Here is a 14,962-nt window from a genome sequence, read left to right on the forward strand (position 1 = left end):
CAGCCGGCCGCGGCGCACTGGAGCGAACCGGTGGTTTCCGCGAGCATGGAGACACGCTCGCGTCATCCGAGAGTACACAGAGTTAGGGAGTTCGATGGCAGGCGGTCTGGCGGCACTACTGGACGACATCGCGGTGTTGGCAAAGGCCGCGGCGGCGTCCGTGGACGATGTCGCTGCGGCGGCGGGTCGGGCCAGCACCAAGGCGGCGGGGGTCGTCATCGACGACACGGCCGTCACTCCTCGGTACGTCCATGGGTTCACCCCCGACCGCGAGCTTCCGATCGTCTGGAAGATCGCGCTGGGCTCGCTGCGCAACAAGATCCTGTTCATCCTGCCGGCGGCGCTGCTGCTCAGCCAGTTCCTGGACTGGCTGCTCACCCCGATCCTGATGTGCGGCGGTATCTACCTGGCGTACGAGGGCGCGGAGAAGATCTACGAGCTGATCGCGCACCGTGATCACAAGAAGGAGGAGACGGCCGCCGAGCGGGGGCCGGAGGACGAGAAGGCGATGGTGCGCGGCGCCATCACCACCGACTTCATCCTCTCCGCGGAGATCATGGTGATCTCGCTGAACGAGGTCACCGACGAGCCGTTCGTGACCCGCGCGCTGATCCTGCTGGTCGTCGCCTTCCTGGTCACGGTGCTGGTCTACGGCCTGGTCGGGCTGATCGTGAAGGTCGACGACATCGGCCTGAAGATGATCGAGACCAAGCAGGGCTTCATGGAGACGGTCGGCCGTTTCCTGGTCGCCGCCATGCCCAAGGTCCTGTCGGTGCTGTCCACCGTCGGGATCGCGGCCATGCTCTGGGTGGGTGGCCACATCCTGCTGGTCGGCGTGGACGAGCTGGGCTGGCACTGGCCGTACGAGACGGTTCACCACTGGGAAGAGGCCGTCAACGGCGGCGCCCTCGGCTGGATCGTCAACACCCTGGCCTCCGCGGTGATCGGCCTGCTGGTCGGCGCGATCGCGGTGCTGGTCATGCACTTCATCCCGCGCAAGAAGAAGGACGGCGAAGCCGCTACGGCGCACTGACGCGTTCGGCGAAGCGGGCGGTTCCGGTGAACGGAGCCGCCCGCTGTGCTTTGTGCGCAGGGCGCGCCCTAAGAGCCGATCACCAACTGGGGACGCTTGCCTCGAGTACTGGGGGCACGCGTCCTGTGTTGGTATGGGGTGATGGGACGGGAACAGCACGAGCGCATCGGGGCGGGCTGGGACGCGGACGTGTACGCGCTGGGCCCGGAACGGGTGCTGCGCCGGTATCGCCGAGGCGGCGATGTGGCGCACGAGGCCCAGGTGATGCGCCATGTCGCTGCTCACGGCTACCCGGTTCCGGTGGTGTCCCGGGCTGAGGGGCCGGACCTGGAGATGGACCGGCTGAGCGGGCCGACCATGCTGGCGGCGCTCGTGGCCGACGAGATCGGTATGGACGAGGCCGCCGAGGTTCTGGCTGACCTGCAGCACCGGCTGCACGCCCTTCCGAGCCTTTCCGGCGCGGACACCAGCGTGGTGCACATGGACCTGCACCCGGGCAACGTGATGCTCACGCCCCGAGGACCGGTGGTCATCGACTGGCGCGATGCCCGGGAAGGCACCGCTGAACTGGACCTGGCCATGACCAGTGTGGTCCTTGGCTCCGTGGCCCGCAGCGGTTCCTTCGCCGATCAGGCCGATGCCGCAGCCGGTTTCATCGAGGTCTTCGTTCCCCTGGTTGCCGAGCAGGTGCTGGTCGCGCTGGACGAAGCGGTGCAGATCCGCCTGGAGAATCCCGGCCTGGACGAGTCCGGGCGCGAGGACGTACGTCAGGCGGCGCAGGAGCTCAATAGGCTGTGCACCGGTGGAAGGAGCTTTCGCCGGGCCTAGTAGGTCACCCGACCGGTTCCTTCTCGCGGGCGCTCAGCAGGGAGCGGATGGCCGGGAGGAAGGCGACGATGACGAGGGCGAGGAAGAGGACGCCGGAGATCGGGCGAGTGAGGAAGCCGGTGGGGTCGCCGTCGAAGAGCAGGAGGGAGCGGCGCAGGGATTCTTCCAGGAGAGCGCCGAGGACGAAGGCCAGGACCAGGGGGCCCGGGTCGAAGCCGGCCTTCTTCATCAGGTAGCCCAGGGCGCCGAAGGCGATGACCAGGATGATGTCGAAGACGCTGTTGTTGACCGTGTAGGCGCCGATCAGGGTGATCAGGACGGTGATCGGGGCCAGGACGGCGGGGCGCACGCGCAGGATGCGGACGAACAGGCCGACCAGCGGGATGCTCATGATCAGCAGCAGGACGTTGCCGATGTACATCGAGTTGACCACGCCCCAGAACAGTTCCGGGTTCTGCTCGACCAGCTGAGGGCCGGGCCGTATGCCCTGGATGAGCAGGGCGCCGAAGATGACGGCCATGGTGGCGTTGGCAGGGATGCCCAGGGTCAGCAGGGGGATGAAGGACGAGGTGGCGGCGGCGTTGTTGGCGGTCTCGGGGGCGGCCACGCCTTCGACAGCGCCCTGGCCGAAGCGCTCGGGGTGCTGGGAACGGCGTTTCTCCACGGCGTAGGCGGCGAGGGAGGCCATCACGGCGCCGCCGCCGGGCAGGATGCCGAGGAAGAAGCCGAGCACAGAGCCGCGGCCGATGGCGCCGGAGGACTGTTTCAGGTCCTGGCGGGAAGGCCAGACGTCGTGGATCTCGGTGGGGGCGTGGATCGCTCGGTGGCGTTGTTCCAAGTTGTGGAGGATCTCGCCGAGGCCGAACAGGCCCATCGCGATTGGGACGAAGTCCAGGCCGTCGGCCAGGTCGAGGCTGCCGAAGGTGAAGCGCTCGGTGCCGGTGAAGGCGTCGCGGCCGACCACGGCCAGGAGCAGGCCGAGACCGGCGGCGATCAGGGCCTTGAGGCGGCTGCCGCTGGAGATGGTGGAGACCAGCAGGATGCCGAGCAGGGCCAGGGCGGTGTATTCGGGTGGGCCGAAGTCCAGGGCGAAACTGGCCACCAGCGGCGCCAGGAACGACAGGGCGATCACGGAAACCGTTCCGCCGACGAACGATCCGATCGCGGCGATGCCCAGGGCGGTACCGGCGCGACCTTGGCGGGCCAGGGCGTGACCGTCGAAAACCGTCACCACCGAGGATGCTTCGCCGGGCAGGCGCAACAGTACGGAGGTGATGGTGCCGCCGTACTGGGCGCCGTAGAAGATCCCGGCCAGCATGATGACCGCGCTGACGGCCTCGATCTCGAAGGTGATCGGCAGCAGGATGGCGATGGTGGCGGCCGGGCCCAGGCCCGGCAGGACCCCGACGAGCATCCCGATCACGACGCCGATCAGGCAGTAGAGCAGGTTGACCGGTTCCAGCACCACGCCGAAACCGTCGATCACCGGGGCCAGGTCCACGGCGGGACCTCCTAAGTCAGAAGAGGTGGGGGATCGGCACCGCCAGCGCCGCCACGAAGATCAGGTAGAACGCCACCACGGCGCCCACACTGACGATCGCTGTGCTGCGCCAGCTCTCGTGGCCGAAGAACCGCAGCCAGACCAGCATCAGGGCCAGGGAGGGCAATTCGAAGCCGATGGTCTCGATCACCGCCACGAACACGATCATCGTGCCCAGCCCGGCCGCCACCACCGCGGAGTTACGGGTGAACGCCTCGGCATCGCTGTCCTGGCGAAAACGCAGGGCCAGAGCGATTCCCAGCCCGACCAGGCCGATACCGATCAGCAGCGGCCAGGTGCCGGAGCCGGGCCGCTCCGGTGTGCCGATGCCCAGCGACAGGGCACCCGCGAGTGCGGCCAGGCCGAGTGCCACGACTGCCAGGGCGAGCACAAGATTTGTCGTCGGACCCGCGGGGGTGCGTTCCTCGTCCTCAATTTGGTGTATCGCGTTCTCCAGGTCGTGCAGGGATTCGCGGCGGGCGTCGGTCACTGGTCGCCGCCGAGGTCGATCTGGTGTTCCTCGGTCACCGTGCGGTAGCTGTCCAGGTTTTCGGTCCACTGCTGGCGCAGGGCCTCGCCGTCCACCTCGTTGGGGGTGAGCTGGTTGTCCTCGTTGAACTTCTGGTAGGACTCGGCCCCGAAGGCCTTGCCGAAAGCGTCGGCCAGTGTGTCGATCACCTCGGTCGGCGTGCCCTTGGGGGCGAAGACGGCGCGGGACTGCTGGACCGGGGCGTCGTAGCCGGCCTCGACCGCGGTCGGGGTGTCGGGCAGGTAGCTGACCCGTTCGGAGGCGAAGGTGACGATCGGGGTGAGTTCGCCGGCCTCGATCTGCTCGACCGCCTCGCCCAGCTGGATCGAGCCGACGTCGACCTGCCCGCCGAGGACCGCGGTGAGGGTGGGGGATCCGCCGTCGAAAGGTACTGCGGTGGATTCGATTCCGGCCTGGGCGAAGAGCAGTTCCTGAGAGAGCTGGCTGCCCGTACCGACTCCGGTGGTGCCGAACTTGACCGCTTTACCCAGGCCCTTGAGATCGTCCATTGTTTTCAGGCCGGAATCTGCGGCGGCGACCAGGACGTAGTCGTCCTGGCTGATGCCGGTGACGATGTCGTAGTCGGCGATGTCGGGGGCTTCGCCCTCGGGGACCGCCAGGGGTGTGATGTAGGCGAGCGAGCCGTTGTAGATCATCAGGGTGTGCCCGTCGGCGGTCTTGCCCGCGAGTTCCTGGGCGGCCAGGGCGCCGTTGGCGCCGGGTTTGTTCTCCACCGTGACCGCGACGTCGAGCTCGTTCTTGACCTCTTCGGCCAGCGCGCGGGCGATCAGGTCGGTGCTGCCGCCGGGGTCCTGGCCGACGTAGACGGTGATCGCCTTGCCGTCGGGGAAGTCGGCGGCCTCGTCGTCGGAGCCGCTGCCGAGGTTGCCGCCGCAGGCGGTCAGCAGAAGGCTTGCCGCCAGGGCCGAGCTGATCCAGGTACGGGTGCGGGCCATAACGTTCTCCCCTTCGAGAAGGCCATGCCGAAAACTGCCGAATTGGGATTTCAGCGAGCCTAGGAATGGCCGCTCATGCCTGTCCAACTCCGTTACGGCATGGGGCAATACCTTTTGCGCATCGATCTCAGTGCTGGACCAGTGTGGCCTCGAAGGCGTACATGCTGGGCCGGTAGCCGTGCCGGCCCAGTTCGATCGGGCGCCCGGTGTTGTCCAGCACCGTCCGGCGCATGGCCAGCAGCGGAGCGCCGCGCGGTTCGTCCAGCAGCCCGGCCTCCTGGGAACTGGCCCGGCGGGCGCTGATCCGCTGGCGGGCCACGGCCAGGGTGATGCCGGACTGGCGCAGGCAGGAGTACAGGCCGTGGTGCTCCAGATCGAACCGGGACAGGTCGGCGACCGAGGTGGGCACGTGATTGCGCATCACGGCCAGGGGTTCGGGCCCGACGTGGCGCACCCGCTCCAGTGCCCAGACCTTCGTGCCCGGCTCCAGCGACAGTTCGCCCGCGGTCTCCGGATCGGCCTCGGCCAGAGTCAGGCTGAGGACGCGGGTGCGCGGCTTCTGCCCGCCCCGCACCAGGTCGTCGTGCAGGCTGCTGAGCTCGAGCGAACGCCGCACCTGCCCGTGCACCACCTGGGTGCCGACTCCGCGTTTACGCACCAGCAGGCCCTGGTCCACGAGCAGCTGGATCGCCTGGCGCACGGTGGGCCGGGACAGGCCCACCTCCTGGGCGATGGAGACCTCGGTGTCCAGGCGGTCGCCGGGGGCCAGGACTCCTTCGACGATGGCCTTCTCCAGGAGCAGGGCCAGCTGGAAGTAGCGCGGCACGGGGCTCGAGCGGTCGATCCGGAACGCCGGTCTGCCCGTCATGGGCCGAAGAGTACCCCGGCTCGCGGCGCTGGGAAGGGGTGCATCAGCAGCGATGCACTATGTCTGGACATACCTTGACACTCTCCGGCCCACGACCGAGGATCGAGAGCGCGTACATGTCGTGACCTGCTGACGCCGGCACTGAAAGGCTCAACGATGAGTGACATTTCGCCTGCCCGGATTGCCGGGGCGCCGATCTCCTGGGGCGTCTGCGAGGTGCCCGGCTGGGGTCGCCAGCTGCCCGCGACGCGTGTCCTGGGCGAGATGCGCTCGCTGGGTCTGCAGGCCACCGAGTTCGGGCCGGACGGTTTCCTCCCCGCCGATCCGGCCGCGAAAGCAGCGTTCCTGAACAGCTTTGGCCTGCAGGCGGTGGGTGGTTTCCTGCCGGTGGTGCTGCACGATCCGGCCCACGACCCGCTGGCCGAGATCGACCGGTTCGCTGAGGCCTGCCTGGCCTCGGGGGCCGGGGTGGTGGTGCTGGCCGCGGTGACCGGCCTGGACGGGTACGACGTGCGGCCGGAACTCGACCACGCTCAGTGGAAGACGTTGCTGGGCAATCTGGATGCCGCGTCGGAGCATCTGGCCGGGCGGGGGCTGCTCGGCGTGTTGCATCCGCACCTGGGCACGCTGGTCGAGAGCGGCGCTGACGTGCGAAAAGTGCTGGAGGGCGCGGCGATCTCGCTGTGCATCGACACCGGGCATCTGGTGGCGGCCGGGGCCGATCCGGTGGCGATCACGCTGAGTGCGCCGGAACGGGTGGGGCATGTCCATCTGAAAGACGTTGACGCAGCCCAGGCCGCGCGGGTGGTGGCCGGTGAACTCGCCTTCTCGGACGCGGTCGCGCAGGGCCTGTGGAAGGTGCTCGGTGAAGGCTCGGTGGACCTGCCCGCGATGATCGCGGCGCTGGAACAGGCCGGCTACCAGGGCTGGTACGTACTGGAGCAGGACCTGATGCTCCCCGAGGACGGCACCGACGGCACCGGGCAGGAGCCGGTTGAGGACGTCCGTCGTTGCCTGGAGTGGTTGCGGCAGGAATTGGGCGGTGAACGGTGAAGAGCTTCGACCTGATCACCATGGGCCGGGTCAGCGTGGACATATACCCCGAGCAGATCGGGGTCCCGCTGGAGGACGTGAGTACGTTCGCCAAGTTCCTCGGCGGCAGCGCCACGAACGTGGCCGTTGCCGCGGCCCGACTGGGTCACCGCACCGCCGTCATCACCGCCACCGGTGCCGATCCCTTCGGCCGGTACATCCACCGGGCGCTGCGCGGGTTCGGGGTGGACGACCGCTGGGTGCGTGAGGTGGCGCACCTGCCCACCCCGGTGGTGTTCTGCGAGATCTTCCCGCCCGACGACTTCCCGCTCTACTTCTACCGTTTCCCCAAGGCGCCCGACCTGGAGATCGGCCCCGACGACCTAGACCTGGACCGGATCCGCGCCGCCAAGGTGTTCTGGGTGACCGGGACCGGCCTGTCCCGCTCGCCCAGCCGCGAGGCCACCCTGGCTGCCCTTGAGGCCCGTCACGCCAGGGGTGGCATCACCGTGCTGGACATGGACTTCCGCCGCTCGTTCTGGTCGTCCGAGACCGCCGCGGCCCGTCAGATCAGCGCCGCCCTGCCCTACGTCACGGTCGCGGTCGGCAACCAGGAGGAATGCCGGGTGGCCGTCGGCGAGAGCGCCCCCGACGCAGCCGCCAAGGCCCTGCACGCTGCGGGCGTGGACCTGGCCGTGGTCAAACAGGGCCCGGCCGGTGTGCTGGGCAGCCGCCGGTCCACCGCTGAACGGGTTGTGGTGCCGCCGCTGAAGGTCGACGTGGTCAACGGCCTCGGCGCCGGTGACGCCTTCGGCGGTGCCCTGGTGCACGGCCTGCTCCAGCAGCACGACCTGCACACCACCCTGACCTTGGCGAATGCTGCCGGTTCCTACGTGGCCGGGCAGCTGGCCTGCGCGGATGCCATGCCCGACCTGGACCGCCTGAACGACTACCTGCAGGCGGGCGCGGTATGAGCCGCCGCCTGGTCACCGCCGAGGACCTGGGCCGGATCGTGCGGATGCGCGCGGAGGAACCCTGGCGCATCGGCCGCCTGGCCACCGAACGCGCCCGGCCCGCCGGGCTGAAAGGGCAGTCCGGCCGGCTGATGCTGATCGCCGCCGACCACCCGGCCCGGGGCAGCCTGCGCGCCGGGGACGATCCGCTGGCCATGGCCGATCGGGCCGTGCTGCTGGACCGGATCGTGCGCGCCTTGGCCCGCCCGGGGGTGGACGGGGTGCTCGGGACGGCCGACATCATCGAGGACCTGCTGATCCTCGGCGCCCTGGACGGCAAGGTGGTCTTCGGCTCGATGAACCGCGGCGGGCTGGCCGGCACCGTCTTCGAGATCGACGACCGGTTCACCGGCTACGACGCCACCCGGATCGAGGCGAGCGGGCTGCAGGGCGGCAAGATGCTGATGCGGATCGCCCCCGACGACCCGTTGACCTCACCCACCCTGCAGGCCTGCGCCCAGGCGGTGCAGCAGCTGGCCAACCGCGGACTGGTCGCGATGGTCGAGCCGTTCATCTCCGCCCGGGACGCCGACGGCCGCGTCCGCAACATTCTGAGCACCGAGGCCGTGGTCCGCTCCGCCACCGTCGCGGCCGGACTGGCCTCCACCTCGGCCTACACCTGGCTGAAGCTGCCGGTGATCGAGGACATGGAAGCGGTGGTGGCCGCGACATCCCTGCCGGTGCTGTTGCTCGGGGGAGAGGTCGGCGCCGACCAGGACGCGCAACTGGCCTCCTGGTCAAAGGCGTTGGCCAGCCCGTCGGTGCGCGGCATGGTGGTGGGGCGCTCGCTGCTGTTCCCGCCCGGCGGTGACGTGGAGGCGGCCGTGGACGCGACGGTGGGCCTGCTGTGAGCCACGTTGTGCGGCGAGGCGATGAACCGTTGCAGATCACGCCTGAGTCGGCCGGGTGGCAACGATCGGGCCTGCGCATTCTGGAACTGGCGCCGGGCACGTCGGGCCGGGTCGTGTGTGGGGGCGCGGAGGTTGTGCTGCTCTCGTTGAGCGGGTCGGCAATGGTAGACGTCGACGGCGCGGCTTTCGCGCTCCAGGGGCGTTCGGGGGTGTTTGAGGGGCCGAGTGATGTGGTCTACGCCCCGCGGGATTCGACTGTCACGGTGTCGTCCCCGCAGGGAGGGCGTTTTGCCGTCTGCTCAGCGGTGTGCGCTACGCGGCTGGAACCTGCTTACGTTGCGGCTGCGGACGTTCCGGTCGAGCTGCGGGGCTCCGGGGCGGCCAGCCGTCAGGTGCACAACTTCGCTGTGCCAGGGGTGCTCGAGGCCGACCGGATCATCGCCTGCGAGGTGATCACGCCGGGCGGGAACTGGTCGTCGTGGCCGCCGCACAAGCACGACGAGGAGCGTGAGGGTGAGACCAGGCTGGAGGAGATCTACTACTACGAGATCGCCGACGGCCCAGGCGGTACACCGGGGCTGGGGTATCAGCGGGTGTACGGCTCGGGCATCGACGTCCTGGCCGAAGTGCGTTCCGGTGACGCGGTGCTGATCCCGCACGGCTGGCACGGCCCGTCCATCGCCGCCCCCGGCTACGACCTGTACTACCTGAACGTGATGGCCGGCTCCGGCCCGGAACGCGCCTGGCTGATCTGCGACGACCCGGCCCACGCCTGGGTCCGCGACACCTGGCCGGCTTCGGCCGTCGACCCGCGTCTGCCCATGGGAGGCCCACGATGACCGTCCGGCTCACGGTTGCCCAGGCCACGCTGCGTTTCCTGGAACAGCAGCAGGTAGAACGCGACGGTGACCGGCACGCCTTCTTCACCGCCTGCTGGGGCATCTTCGGGCACGGCAATGTCGCTGGGGTCGGACAGGCATTGCTGGAACGCTCCTCGGGTGGCCTCCAGTACCTGCAGGGGCGGAACGAGCAGGCCATGGTGCACGCCGCAGTGGGGTATGCCCGGCAACGGGATCGGCTGGCCGCGCACGTGGTGACCTCGTCCATCGGTCCCGGCGCCACGAACATGGTGACCGGTGCCGCGCTGGCCACGATCAACCGGCTGCCGGTGCTCCTGCTGCCTGGGGACACGTTCGCCACCAAAGCCGCCAATCCGGTGCTGCAGGAACTGGAAAGCGAAACCCAGGGCGACATCTCGGTCAACGACGCGTTCCGCCCGGTCAGCGCCTACTTCGACCGGATCCATCGCCCGCAGCAACTGGCGCCGGCGCTGCTGCAGGCCATGCGGGTGCTCACCGACCCTGCGCGTACGGGCGCGGTGACGCTGGCTCTTCCCCAGGACGTGCAGACCGAGGCCTTCGACTGGCCGGACGAGCTTTTTGCCACCCGGGTCTGGTACGTGCCCCGCCCGATCCCGGAACCTTCCGCGCTCGAGCGGGCCGTACGCGTCCTTCGTTCTGCCCGAAAGCCCTTGCTGGTGGCCGGGGGCGGGGTGACCTACAGCCGGGCCAACGATGCATTGAGGACGTTTGCGGAGGCCTTTGGGGTGCCGGTCGCCGAGACTCAAGCGGGCAAGGGGGCGCTGCCGTACGATCATCCCAGGTCAGTTGGCGCCATCGGCGCGACGGGTACGACGGCTGCCAACCGATTGGCTGCTGAGGCCGACGTCATCTTGGGCGTGGGCACCCGCTACAGCGACTTCACCACCGCCTCACGCAGTGCGTTTGCCTCTCCAGGAGTACGTTTCGTCAACCTGAACGTGTCGGCGTTCGACAGTCAGAAGCTGTCGGCGGTGGGGCTGGTGGCTGACGCGCGTGAGGGATTGCTCTCGCTGGCAAGGGCTTTGAACCAGTGGACGGTGGACCCGGCCTGGTCGTCCCGCGCCACTGAGCTGGCGGCTGAGTGGGATGCGGTAGTGACGGCAGCGTATGCCGGTTCAGCTGCTTCAGCTGCCCAGGGGCTGGCGCAGTCGGTGGTGATCGGCGCGGTGAACGAGCTGTCCGGGCCACGCGATGTGGTGGTGTGCGCGGCCGGCTCGATGCCTGGCGATCTGCACAAGCTGTGGCGTACGCGCGATCGCAAGGGCTATCACGTGGAGTACGGCTACTCCTGCATGGGGTACGAGATCGCCGGCGGGCTGGGAGTGAAACTGGCTGTCCTGGATGAGGTCTCGCGCGGGACGGACGCCGATCGCGAGGTCTACGTCCTGGTCGGTGACGGCAGCTACCTGATGATGTCGAGCGAGCTGGTCACGGCCGTGTCCGAGGGGGTGAAACTGATCGTCGTGCTGGTGCAGAACCATGGCTTCGCCTCGATCGGGGCCCTGTCGCAGTCGGTCGGCTCGCAGCGGTTCGGCACGCGCTACCGCTATCGCTCGGCTGCTTCCGGGCAGCTGGACGGCTCGGTGCTGCCGGTCGACCTGGCCGCCAACGCCGCCAGCCTGGGCGCGGACGTGCTGATCGCCACCGACCGGGCCTCGCTCGAGGACGCGCTGCGCACGGCCCAGAAGTCCGAGCGCACCACGCTGATCCACGTCGAGACCGATCCGCTGGTTGGTGCGCCGGACAGTGAGGCCTGGTGGGACGTGCCGGTGGCCGAGGTGTCGGCACTCGATTCCACCCGCTCGGCCCGGGCCGCGTACGAACAGGCCAAGGCCGGGCAGCGACACCACCTGGAGACACCGTGAACTTTCCGCTGAAGGTCGGGGTGATCGGGGCCGGGGCGATGGGTGCCGACCACGTGCGCACCATCACCACCAGCGTTCCGGCCGCCCGCGTGACGGCCGTGTTCGACCCCGACACCGACCGGGCCACCGCAGCCGCGGCTCCGGCCCAGGCCGCGGTGCTGGGTGCGGCCGACGAGCTGATCGCGTCCGACCAGGTTGATGCCGTGCTGATTGCGGCGCCGGACTTCACCCACGCCGCGCTCGCCCTGGCCTGCCTGGGCGCCGGCAAGCCGGTGCTGTGCGAGAAACCGCTGGCCGTGACGGCCGCGGACGCGCTGCGGGTGGTCGAGGCCGAGGTGTCCGGCGGCCGGCGGCTGCTGCAGGTGGGCTTCATGCGCCGCTACGACCCGGGATTCGTCGACCTGCGCCGCACCGTCACCGAGGGCAAGATCGGCGATCTGCGCCTGATCCACGCCGTGCACCGCAACGCTGCGAACGCCACCAACGCCGACGACACCGGCCTGATCACCAACTCGATGGTGCACGAACTCGACGTGATCCCCTGGCTGGCGGCCTCGGAGATCACCGCGATCCGGGTGGAGTCGCCGGTGCAGCAGGGCTTCCGCGACCCCCAGCTGGCCACGATCTGGCTGCGCAACGGGGTGATGGCCAGCGTGGAGGTGTTCGTCAACGCGGGCTACGGCTACGACGTGCGCTGCGAGGCGGTAGGCACCCTGGGCACCGTCTCGCTGGCGGCGGCCTCCCCGGTGTCCTCGCGGATCGCCGGGGTGGAAGGCCGCGTGGTGCGGAGCGATTTCGTGGCCCACTTCGCCGACGCCTACCGGGTGGAGCTCGGCGCCTGGGCGCTGGCGGCCCTGGCCGGTACGGTGACCGGGCCCAGCGCCTGGGACGGCTACCTGGCCCAGGCCGCGGCCGAGGCCGGCGTCGCCTCGCTCACCTCCGGTCAGGTGGTCACGGTCGCGCCAGGGGAGAGACCCAGCCTGTACTGAACGCGTTCTCCAGGGTCTGCGCGGCGTTCAGGCAGAGATCCTCGCGAAAGGCCTGTCCGATCACCTGAACGCCAACGGGCAGGGCGTTGCTGAACCCGGTCGGTGCAGCGCTGTTTCGCCACCAAGGACGAGATGCTGGCGAGCGCGGGCAGGCCCGCGTCTGGCTGGCGTTCGTGGCTCAGGCCGCGGTGTCGCCCGTGCTGGGGGAGGCGGTGCGGGACAGTTACGCGGGCATCGCGGCGCTGTTCGTGCGCCTGGTCCGGGCCGAGGCCGAGAGCACCTTACGGGCCGCCATCAGTGGGTTCTGATCATGCACAGCCGCGGCCACCGATCCAGGCCGTGCTCCGCTTCTCTGCGGCGGACCTGCTGCAACTCTGGGCCGGGGCTCGCGAAGGTCTCGAAGTTCAGCCGGCGGTAGTAGGGCGCGTTCCACGGTACCTGCTCGAACGTGGTGAGCGTGAGCTTCTGCTGCGGGGCCTGGGCGTACACGTGCTCGATCAGCGCTCGCCCGATGCCCTGGCGGGCGGCTCGCGGGTGCACCGTGACCTGCTCGATGTGGAAGAGGCTGTCCACCAGGTCGATCAGCAGGTAGGCCACGGCTTCGCCGTCACGCTCGTACACCCACGTGCGCCCCTGGTAGGCCAGGAGCTCTTCGATGCTGAACGGTTCGTCATCCGCGACCTCCGGCATGCCGATCGTCCGGAACGCCTCACCCGCGGCTCGTTCGATCTGCTGGAGGTTGGTCAGGTCGTCCCGGTGGGCGAGGCGGATCGGCATGGGGTGGATGCTGCCGGAAACATGGGGGCGCACGCATCATCATTCTCGGCCGAGTGGCTTCGGCAAGAGCGAGACGGGGGAGGGCGGCTGGTATGGACCCGCAGGAGCGGTTGATCACCGCGGCCATCGGCGAGATCGAAGCTGTGATCGCCGAACACGACCTTCGCGATTTCACCAGTTTCAAGGTGGACGTGCCCGGGCGCCGGCTCTCCATGTGGTGGAAAGGTCCGCTTCCGGAAATCTTTGCGCCCACCTTGGCGGCGATCGGGTCGCGGGGGATCGAGGTGGTCGTTGCCGAGGCCCGGTACTCAAGCGCGCAGTTGCAGGAACTCGCGGCTGCGTTCTGGGAGACCGAACGCTCCATCCCTGCGCCCTACCGAGCACAGACCGTCGCCTCGGCCACTGACGGCAGCGGGCTGGAGATCGGGGTACTCGAGATCAACGCGGAGGCGGACCGGCTGCGGGCACGGTTCCCCGTCGTCAAGGTCGACGTGACCGGCCGGACCGTGTTCCTCGATCACTCTGATTGATAACAGGCCTTAGCCTATTCTTAGGCAGCATCTGACCTGCGCTTTGCCTACGGTGGGTGGTCGTCAACTCTGGGCTGTCCGGGGTACCCCCGGCTTGACCTGTGATGATCGCTTCCGCCAGGGTGGGCGCCGGAATCGCGGTCGAGCCCAGTCGGTAACCAGTCCGGCATCCGGTCGCCAGGAGCCGTCCCTGTTGCGGGGGCCAACCGAGGCGGGGCAGATCGCCGAGCATGTACGGAGACTCGGTGTCGTCCCTGTTCTCGTTGACCCGTAAACCCATTGCCATCGTGGTCGCGCTGGCCGCCGCGATCAGCGCGGTGCTGTACTTCGTGATCGGCACGCAGGACGCCGGCGCTGCCCAGGCCAAGCCGCAGTCGACCTCGGACGTGGCTGCCGTGGCGGCTGCTGCGAAGAAGAAGGTCAAGCTGCCGCCGGCCAACGCCAAGTTCGACTACCAGCTCGGCGGGGCCTACAAGCCGCCGGCCGGGGTCAAGGTGGTCACCCGCGACAGCACGGCCAAGCCAGCCAAAGGCGCGTACAACATCTGCTACGTCAACGCCTTCCAGGCCCAGCCGGGCGCCGAGTCGTGGTGGAAAAAGAACCACCCCGAGCTGCTGCTGAAGAACAAGAGCGGCAAGTACGTGGTGGACGGCGACTGGGACGAGCTGATCCTGGACATCTCCACCGCGGCCAAGCGCAAGAAGCTCGCCGGGGTGGTGGGCAAGTGGTTCGACGGTTGCGCCAAGAAGGGCTACCAGGCGGTGGAGCCGGACAACCTGGACTCCTACACCCGCTCGCAGAAGCTGCTGAAGAAGTCCGATGCGGTCGCGTTCAGCAAGCTGATCGCGGCCCGGGCGCACAAGGCGGGCCTGGCGATCGGCCAGAAGAACACCATGGAGCTGGGTAAGCAGGGCAAGAAGGCAGGCTTCGACTTCGCAGTGAGCGAGGAGTGCGGCCTGTATGACGAGTGCGGTGATTACACCAAGGTCTACGGCAAGAACGTGATCGTGATCGAGTACACGAAGAAGGCGTTCACCAAGACCTGCAAGGAGTACGGCAGCAAGCTCTCGGTGGTGCGTCGCGACCTGGATGTCACGCCCAAGGGCAGCAAGGGCTACGTGTACCAGGCCTGCTGAGCCGCCTTTGTTTCACCGCCAGTGCGCGTCCGTCCCGGTCTGGGGCGGGCGCGCACTGGCGTTTGGCCGATGGTGTGAAGCACTCGGGAATCGGATATTGGCTACACTCCGCAGCGACCGATCACCTTATGTAG

At 68.8% G+C, this 14,962-nt stretch carries 16 protein-coding genes; 11 read left to right on the forward strand and 5 right to left on the reverse strand.

The features are described 5' to 3' along the window. Nucleotides 1–94 precede the first annotated feature (94 nt). Both LR394_RS29515 and LR394_RS29520 read left to right on the forward strand, forming a co-directional pair. On the forward strand, nt 95–1,033 hold the full coding sequence (locus LR394_RS29515; RefSeq protein WP_231447857.1) for a DUF808 domain-containing protein: 939 nt from the start codon (nt 95–97) through the stop codon (nt 1,031–1,033). A 141-nt stretch (nt 1,034–1,174) separates the two neighbouring features. Beyond that, the gene (locus tag LR394_RS29520; protein ID WP_231447858.1) at nt 1,175–1,861 is read left to right on the forward strand and encodes a phosphotransferase; all 687 of its coding nucleotides are present in this window, start codon (nt 1,175–1,177) and stop codon (nt 1,859–1,861) included. A gap of 4 nt (nt 1,862–1,865) precedes the next feature. On the opposite strand, the gene LR394_RS29525 is transcribed toward LR394_RS29520, so the two are convergent. From LR394_RS29525 to LR394_RS29540, 4 genes are all read right to left on the reverse strand, one after another. Continuing rightward, complete coding sequence (locus tag LR394_RS29525; RefSeq protein ID WP_231447859.1) at nt 1,866–3,362, reverse strand: tripartite tricarboxylate transporter permease; 1,497 nt, start codon at nt 3,360–3,362, stop codon at nt 1,866–1,868. Between the two features lie 16 nt (nt 3,363–3,378). Next, the gene (locus LR394_RS29530) at nt 3,379–3,891 is read right to left on the reverse strand and encodes a tripartite tricarboxylate transporter TctB family protein (RefSeq protein ID WP_231447860.1); all 513 of its coding nucleotides are present in this window, start codon (nt 3,889–3,891) and stop codon (nt 3,379–3,381) included. After that, nucleotides 3,888–4,886 (reverse strand): tripartite tricarboxylate transporter substrate binding protein, encoded by a 999-nt coding sequence (locus tag LR394_RS29535; RefSeq protein ID WP_231447861.1) that lies wholly within the window; start codon nt 4,884–4,886, stop codon nt 3,888–3,890. The genes LR394_RS29530 and LR394_RS29535 overlap by 4 nt, the downstream gene beginning before the upstream one ends. A 127-nt stretch (nt 4,887–5,013) precedes the next feature. After that, entirely contained in the window at nt 5,014–5,754 is a 741-nt protein-coding gene (locus tag LR394_RS29540; protein ID WP_231447862.1) for a GntR family transcriptional regulator, read from the reverse strand. 156 nt (nt 5,755–5,910) lie between these two features. On the opposite strand from LR394_RS29540, the gene LR394_RS29545 reads away from it, so the two are divergent. The 7 genes from LR394_RS29545 to LR394_RS29575 all read left to right on the forward strand — a co-directional run bounded on the left by LR394_RS29545 (nt 5,911) and on the right by LR394_RS29575 (nt 12,693). Beyond that, complete coding sequence (locus LR394_RS29545; RefSeq protein ID WP_231447863.1) at nt 5,911–6,807, forward strand: TIM barrel protein; 897 nt, start codon at nt 5,911–5,913, stop codon at nt 6,805–6,807. Next, nucleotides 6,804–7,760: a 5-dehydro-2-deoxygluconokinase gene (iolC, locus tag LR394_RS29550; protein ID WP_231447864.1), complete on the forward strand. Its 957-nt coding sequence runs from the start codon at nt 6,804–6,806 to the stop codon at nt 7,758–7,760. Before LR394_RS29545 ends, iolC begins: the two co-directional genes overlap by 4 nt. Next, complete coding sequence (locus LR394_RS29555; RefSeq protein WP_231447865.1) at nt 7,757–8,650, forward strand: Cgl0159 family (beta/alpha)8-fold protein; 894 nt, start codon at nt 7,757–7,759, stop codon at nt 8,648–8,650. Before iolC ends, LR394_RS29555 begins: the two co-directional genes overlap by 4 nt. After that, on the forward strand, nt 8,647–9,489 hold the full coding sequence (gene iolB / locus LR394_RS29560) for a 5-deoxy-glucuronate isomerase (RefSeq protein WP_407937149.1): 843 nt from the start codon (nt 8,647–8,649) through the stop codon (nt 9,487–9,489). Before LR394_RS29555 ends, iolB begins: the two co-directional genes overlap by 4 nt. Continuing rightward, a complete protein-coding gene (iolD, locus tag LR394_RS29565) occupies nt 9,486–11,396 on the forward strand; it encodes a 3D-(3,5/4)-trihydroxycyclohexane-1,2-dione acylhydrolase (decyclizing) (RefSeq protein ID WP_231447866.1) in 1,911 nt (636 codons plus the stop codon). The genes iolB and iolD overlap by 4 nt, the downstream gene beginning before the upstream one ends. Next, nucleotides 11,393–12,385, forward strand: a complete 993-nt coding sequence (locus LR394_RS29570; protein WP_231447867.1) for a Gfo/Idh/MocA family oxidoreductase — start codon at nt 11,393–11,395, stop codon at nt 12,383–12,385. Before iolD ends, LR394_RS29570 begins: the two co-directional genes overlap by 4 nt. An 86-nt stretch (nt 12,386–12,471) precedes the next feature. Then, nucleotides 12,472–12,693: a TetR family transcriptional regulator C-terminal domain-containing protein gene (locus tag LR394_RS29575; RefSeq protein ID WP_231447868.1), complete on the forward strand. Its 222-nt coding sequence runs from the start codon at nt 12,472–12,474 to the stop codon at nt 12,691–12,693. On the opposite strand, the gene LR394_RS29580 is transcribed toward LR394_RS29575, so the two are convergent. Further along, a complete protein-coding gene (locus LR394_RS29580; RefSeq protein WP_231447869.1) occupies nt 12,680–13,162 on the reverse strand; it encodes a GNAT family N-acetyltransferase in 483 nt (160 codons plus the stop codon). The genes LR394_RS29575 and LR394_RS29580 overlap by 14 nt on opposite strands. A gap of 92 nt (nt 13,163–13,254) precedes the next feature. On the opposite strand from LR394_RS29580, the gene LR394_RS29585 reads away from it, so the two are divergent. Both LR394_RS29585 and LR394_RS29590 read left to right on the forward strand, forming a co-directional pair. Then, nucleotides 13,255–13,692 (forward strand): hypothetical protein, encoded by a 438-nt coding sequence (locus tag LR394_RS29585; protein ID WP_231447870.1) that lies wholly within the window; start codon nt 13,255–13,257, stop codon nt 13,690–13,692. A gap of 254 nt (nt 13,693–13,946) precedes the next feature. After that, nucleotides 13,947–14,828 (forward strand): endo alpha-1,4 polygalactosaminidase, encoded by an 882-nt coding sequence (locus tag LR394_RS29590; protein WP_269329995.1) that lies wholly within the window; start codon nt 13,947–13,949, stop codon nt 14,826–14,828. The last annotated feature ends 134 nt before the right edge of the window (nt 14,829–14,962 follow it).

The organism is Kineosporia babensis, assembly GCF_021129305.1.
Taxonomy (GTDB): Bacteria; Actinomycetota; Actinomycetes; order Actinomycetales; family Kineosporiaceae; genus Kineosporia; species Kineosporia babensis.

What these genes read in the sequence shown, in the direction of transcription:
- LR394_RS29535 (WP_231447861.1), bottom strand. Translation starts at nt 4,886, where the DNA reads ATGGCCCGCACCCGTACCTGGATCAGCTCGGCCCTGGCGGCAAGCCTT.
- LR394_RS29520 (WP_231447858.1), top strand. Translation starts at nt 1,175, where the DNA reads ATGGGACGGGAACAGCACGAGCGCATCGGGGCGGGCTGGGACGCGGAC.
- LR394_RS29540 (WP_231447862.1), bottom strand. Translation starts at nt 5,754, where the DNA reads ATGACGGGCAGACCGGCGTTCCGGATCGACCGCTCGAGCCCCGTGCCG.
- LR394_RS29545 (WP_231447863.1), top strand. Translation starts at nt 5,911, where the DNA reads ATGAGTGACATTTCGCCTGCCCGGATTGCCGGGGCGCCGATCTCCTGG.
- LR394_RS29580 (WP_231447869.1), bottom strand. Translation starts at nt 13,162, where the DNA reads ATGCCGATCCGCCTCGCCCACCGGGACGACCTGACCAACCTCCAGCAG.
- LR394_RS29555 (WP_231447865.1), top strand. Translation starts at nt 7,757, where the DNA reads ATGAGCCGCCGCCTGGTCACCGCCGAGGACCTGGGCCGGATCGTGCGG.
- LR394_RS29585 (WP_231447870.1), top strand. Translation starts at nt 13,255, where the DNA reads ATGGACCCGCAGGAGCGGTTGATCACCGCGGCCATCGGCGAGATCGAA.
- iolD (WP_231447866.1), top strand. Translation starts at nt 9,486, where the DNA reads ATGACCGTCCGGCTCACGGTTGCCCAGGCCACGCTGCGTTTCCTGGAA.
- LR394_RS29515 (WP_231447857.1), top strand. Translation starts at nt 95, where the DNA reads ATGGCAGGCGGTCTGGCGGCACTACTGGACGACATCGCGGTGTTGGCA.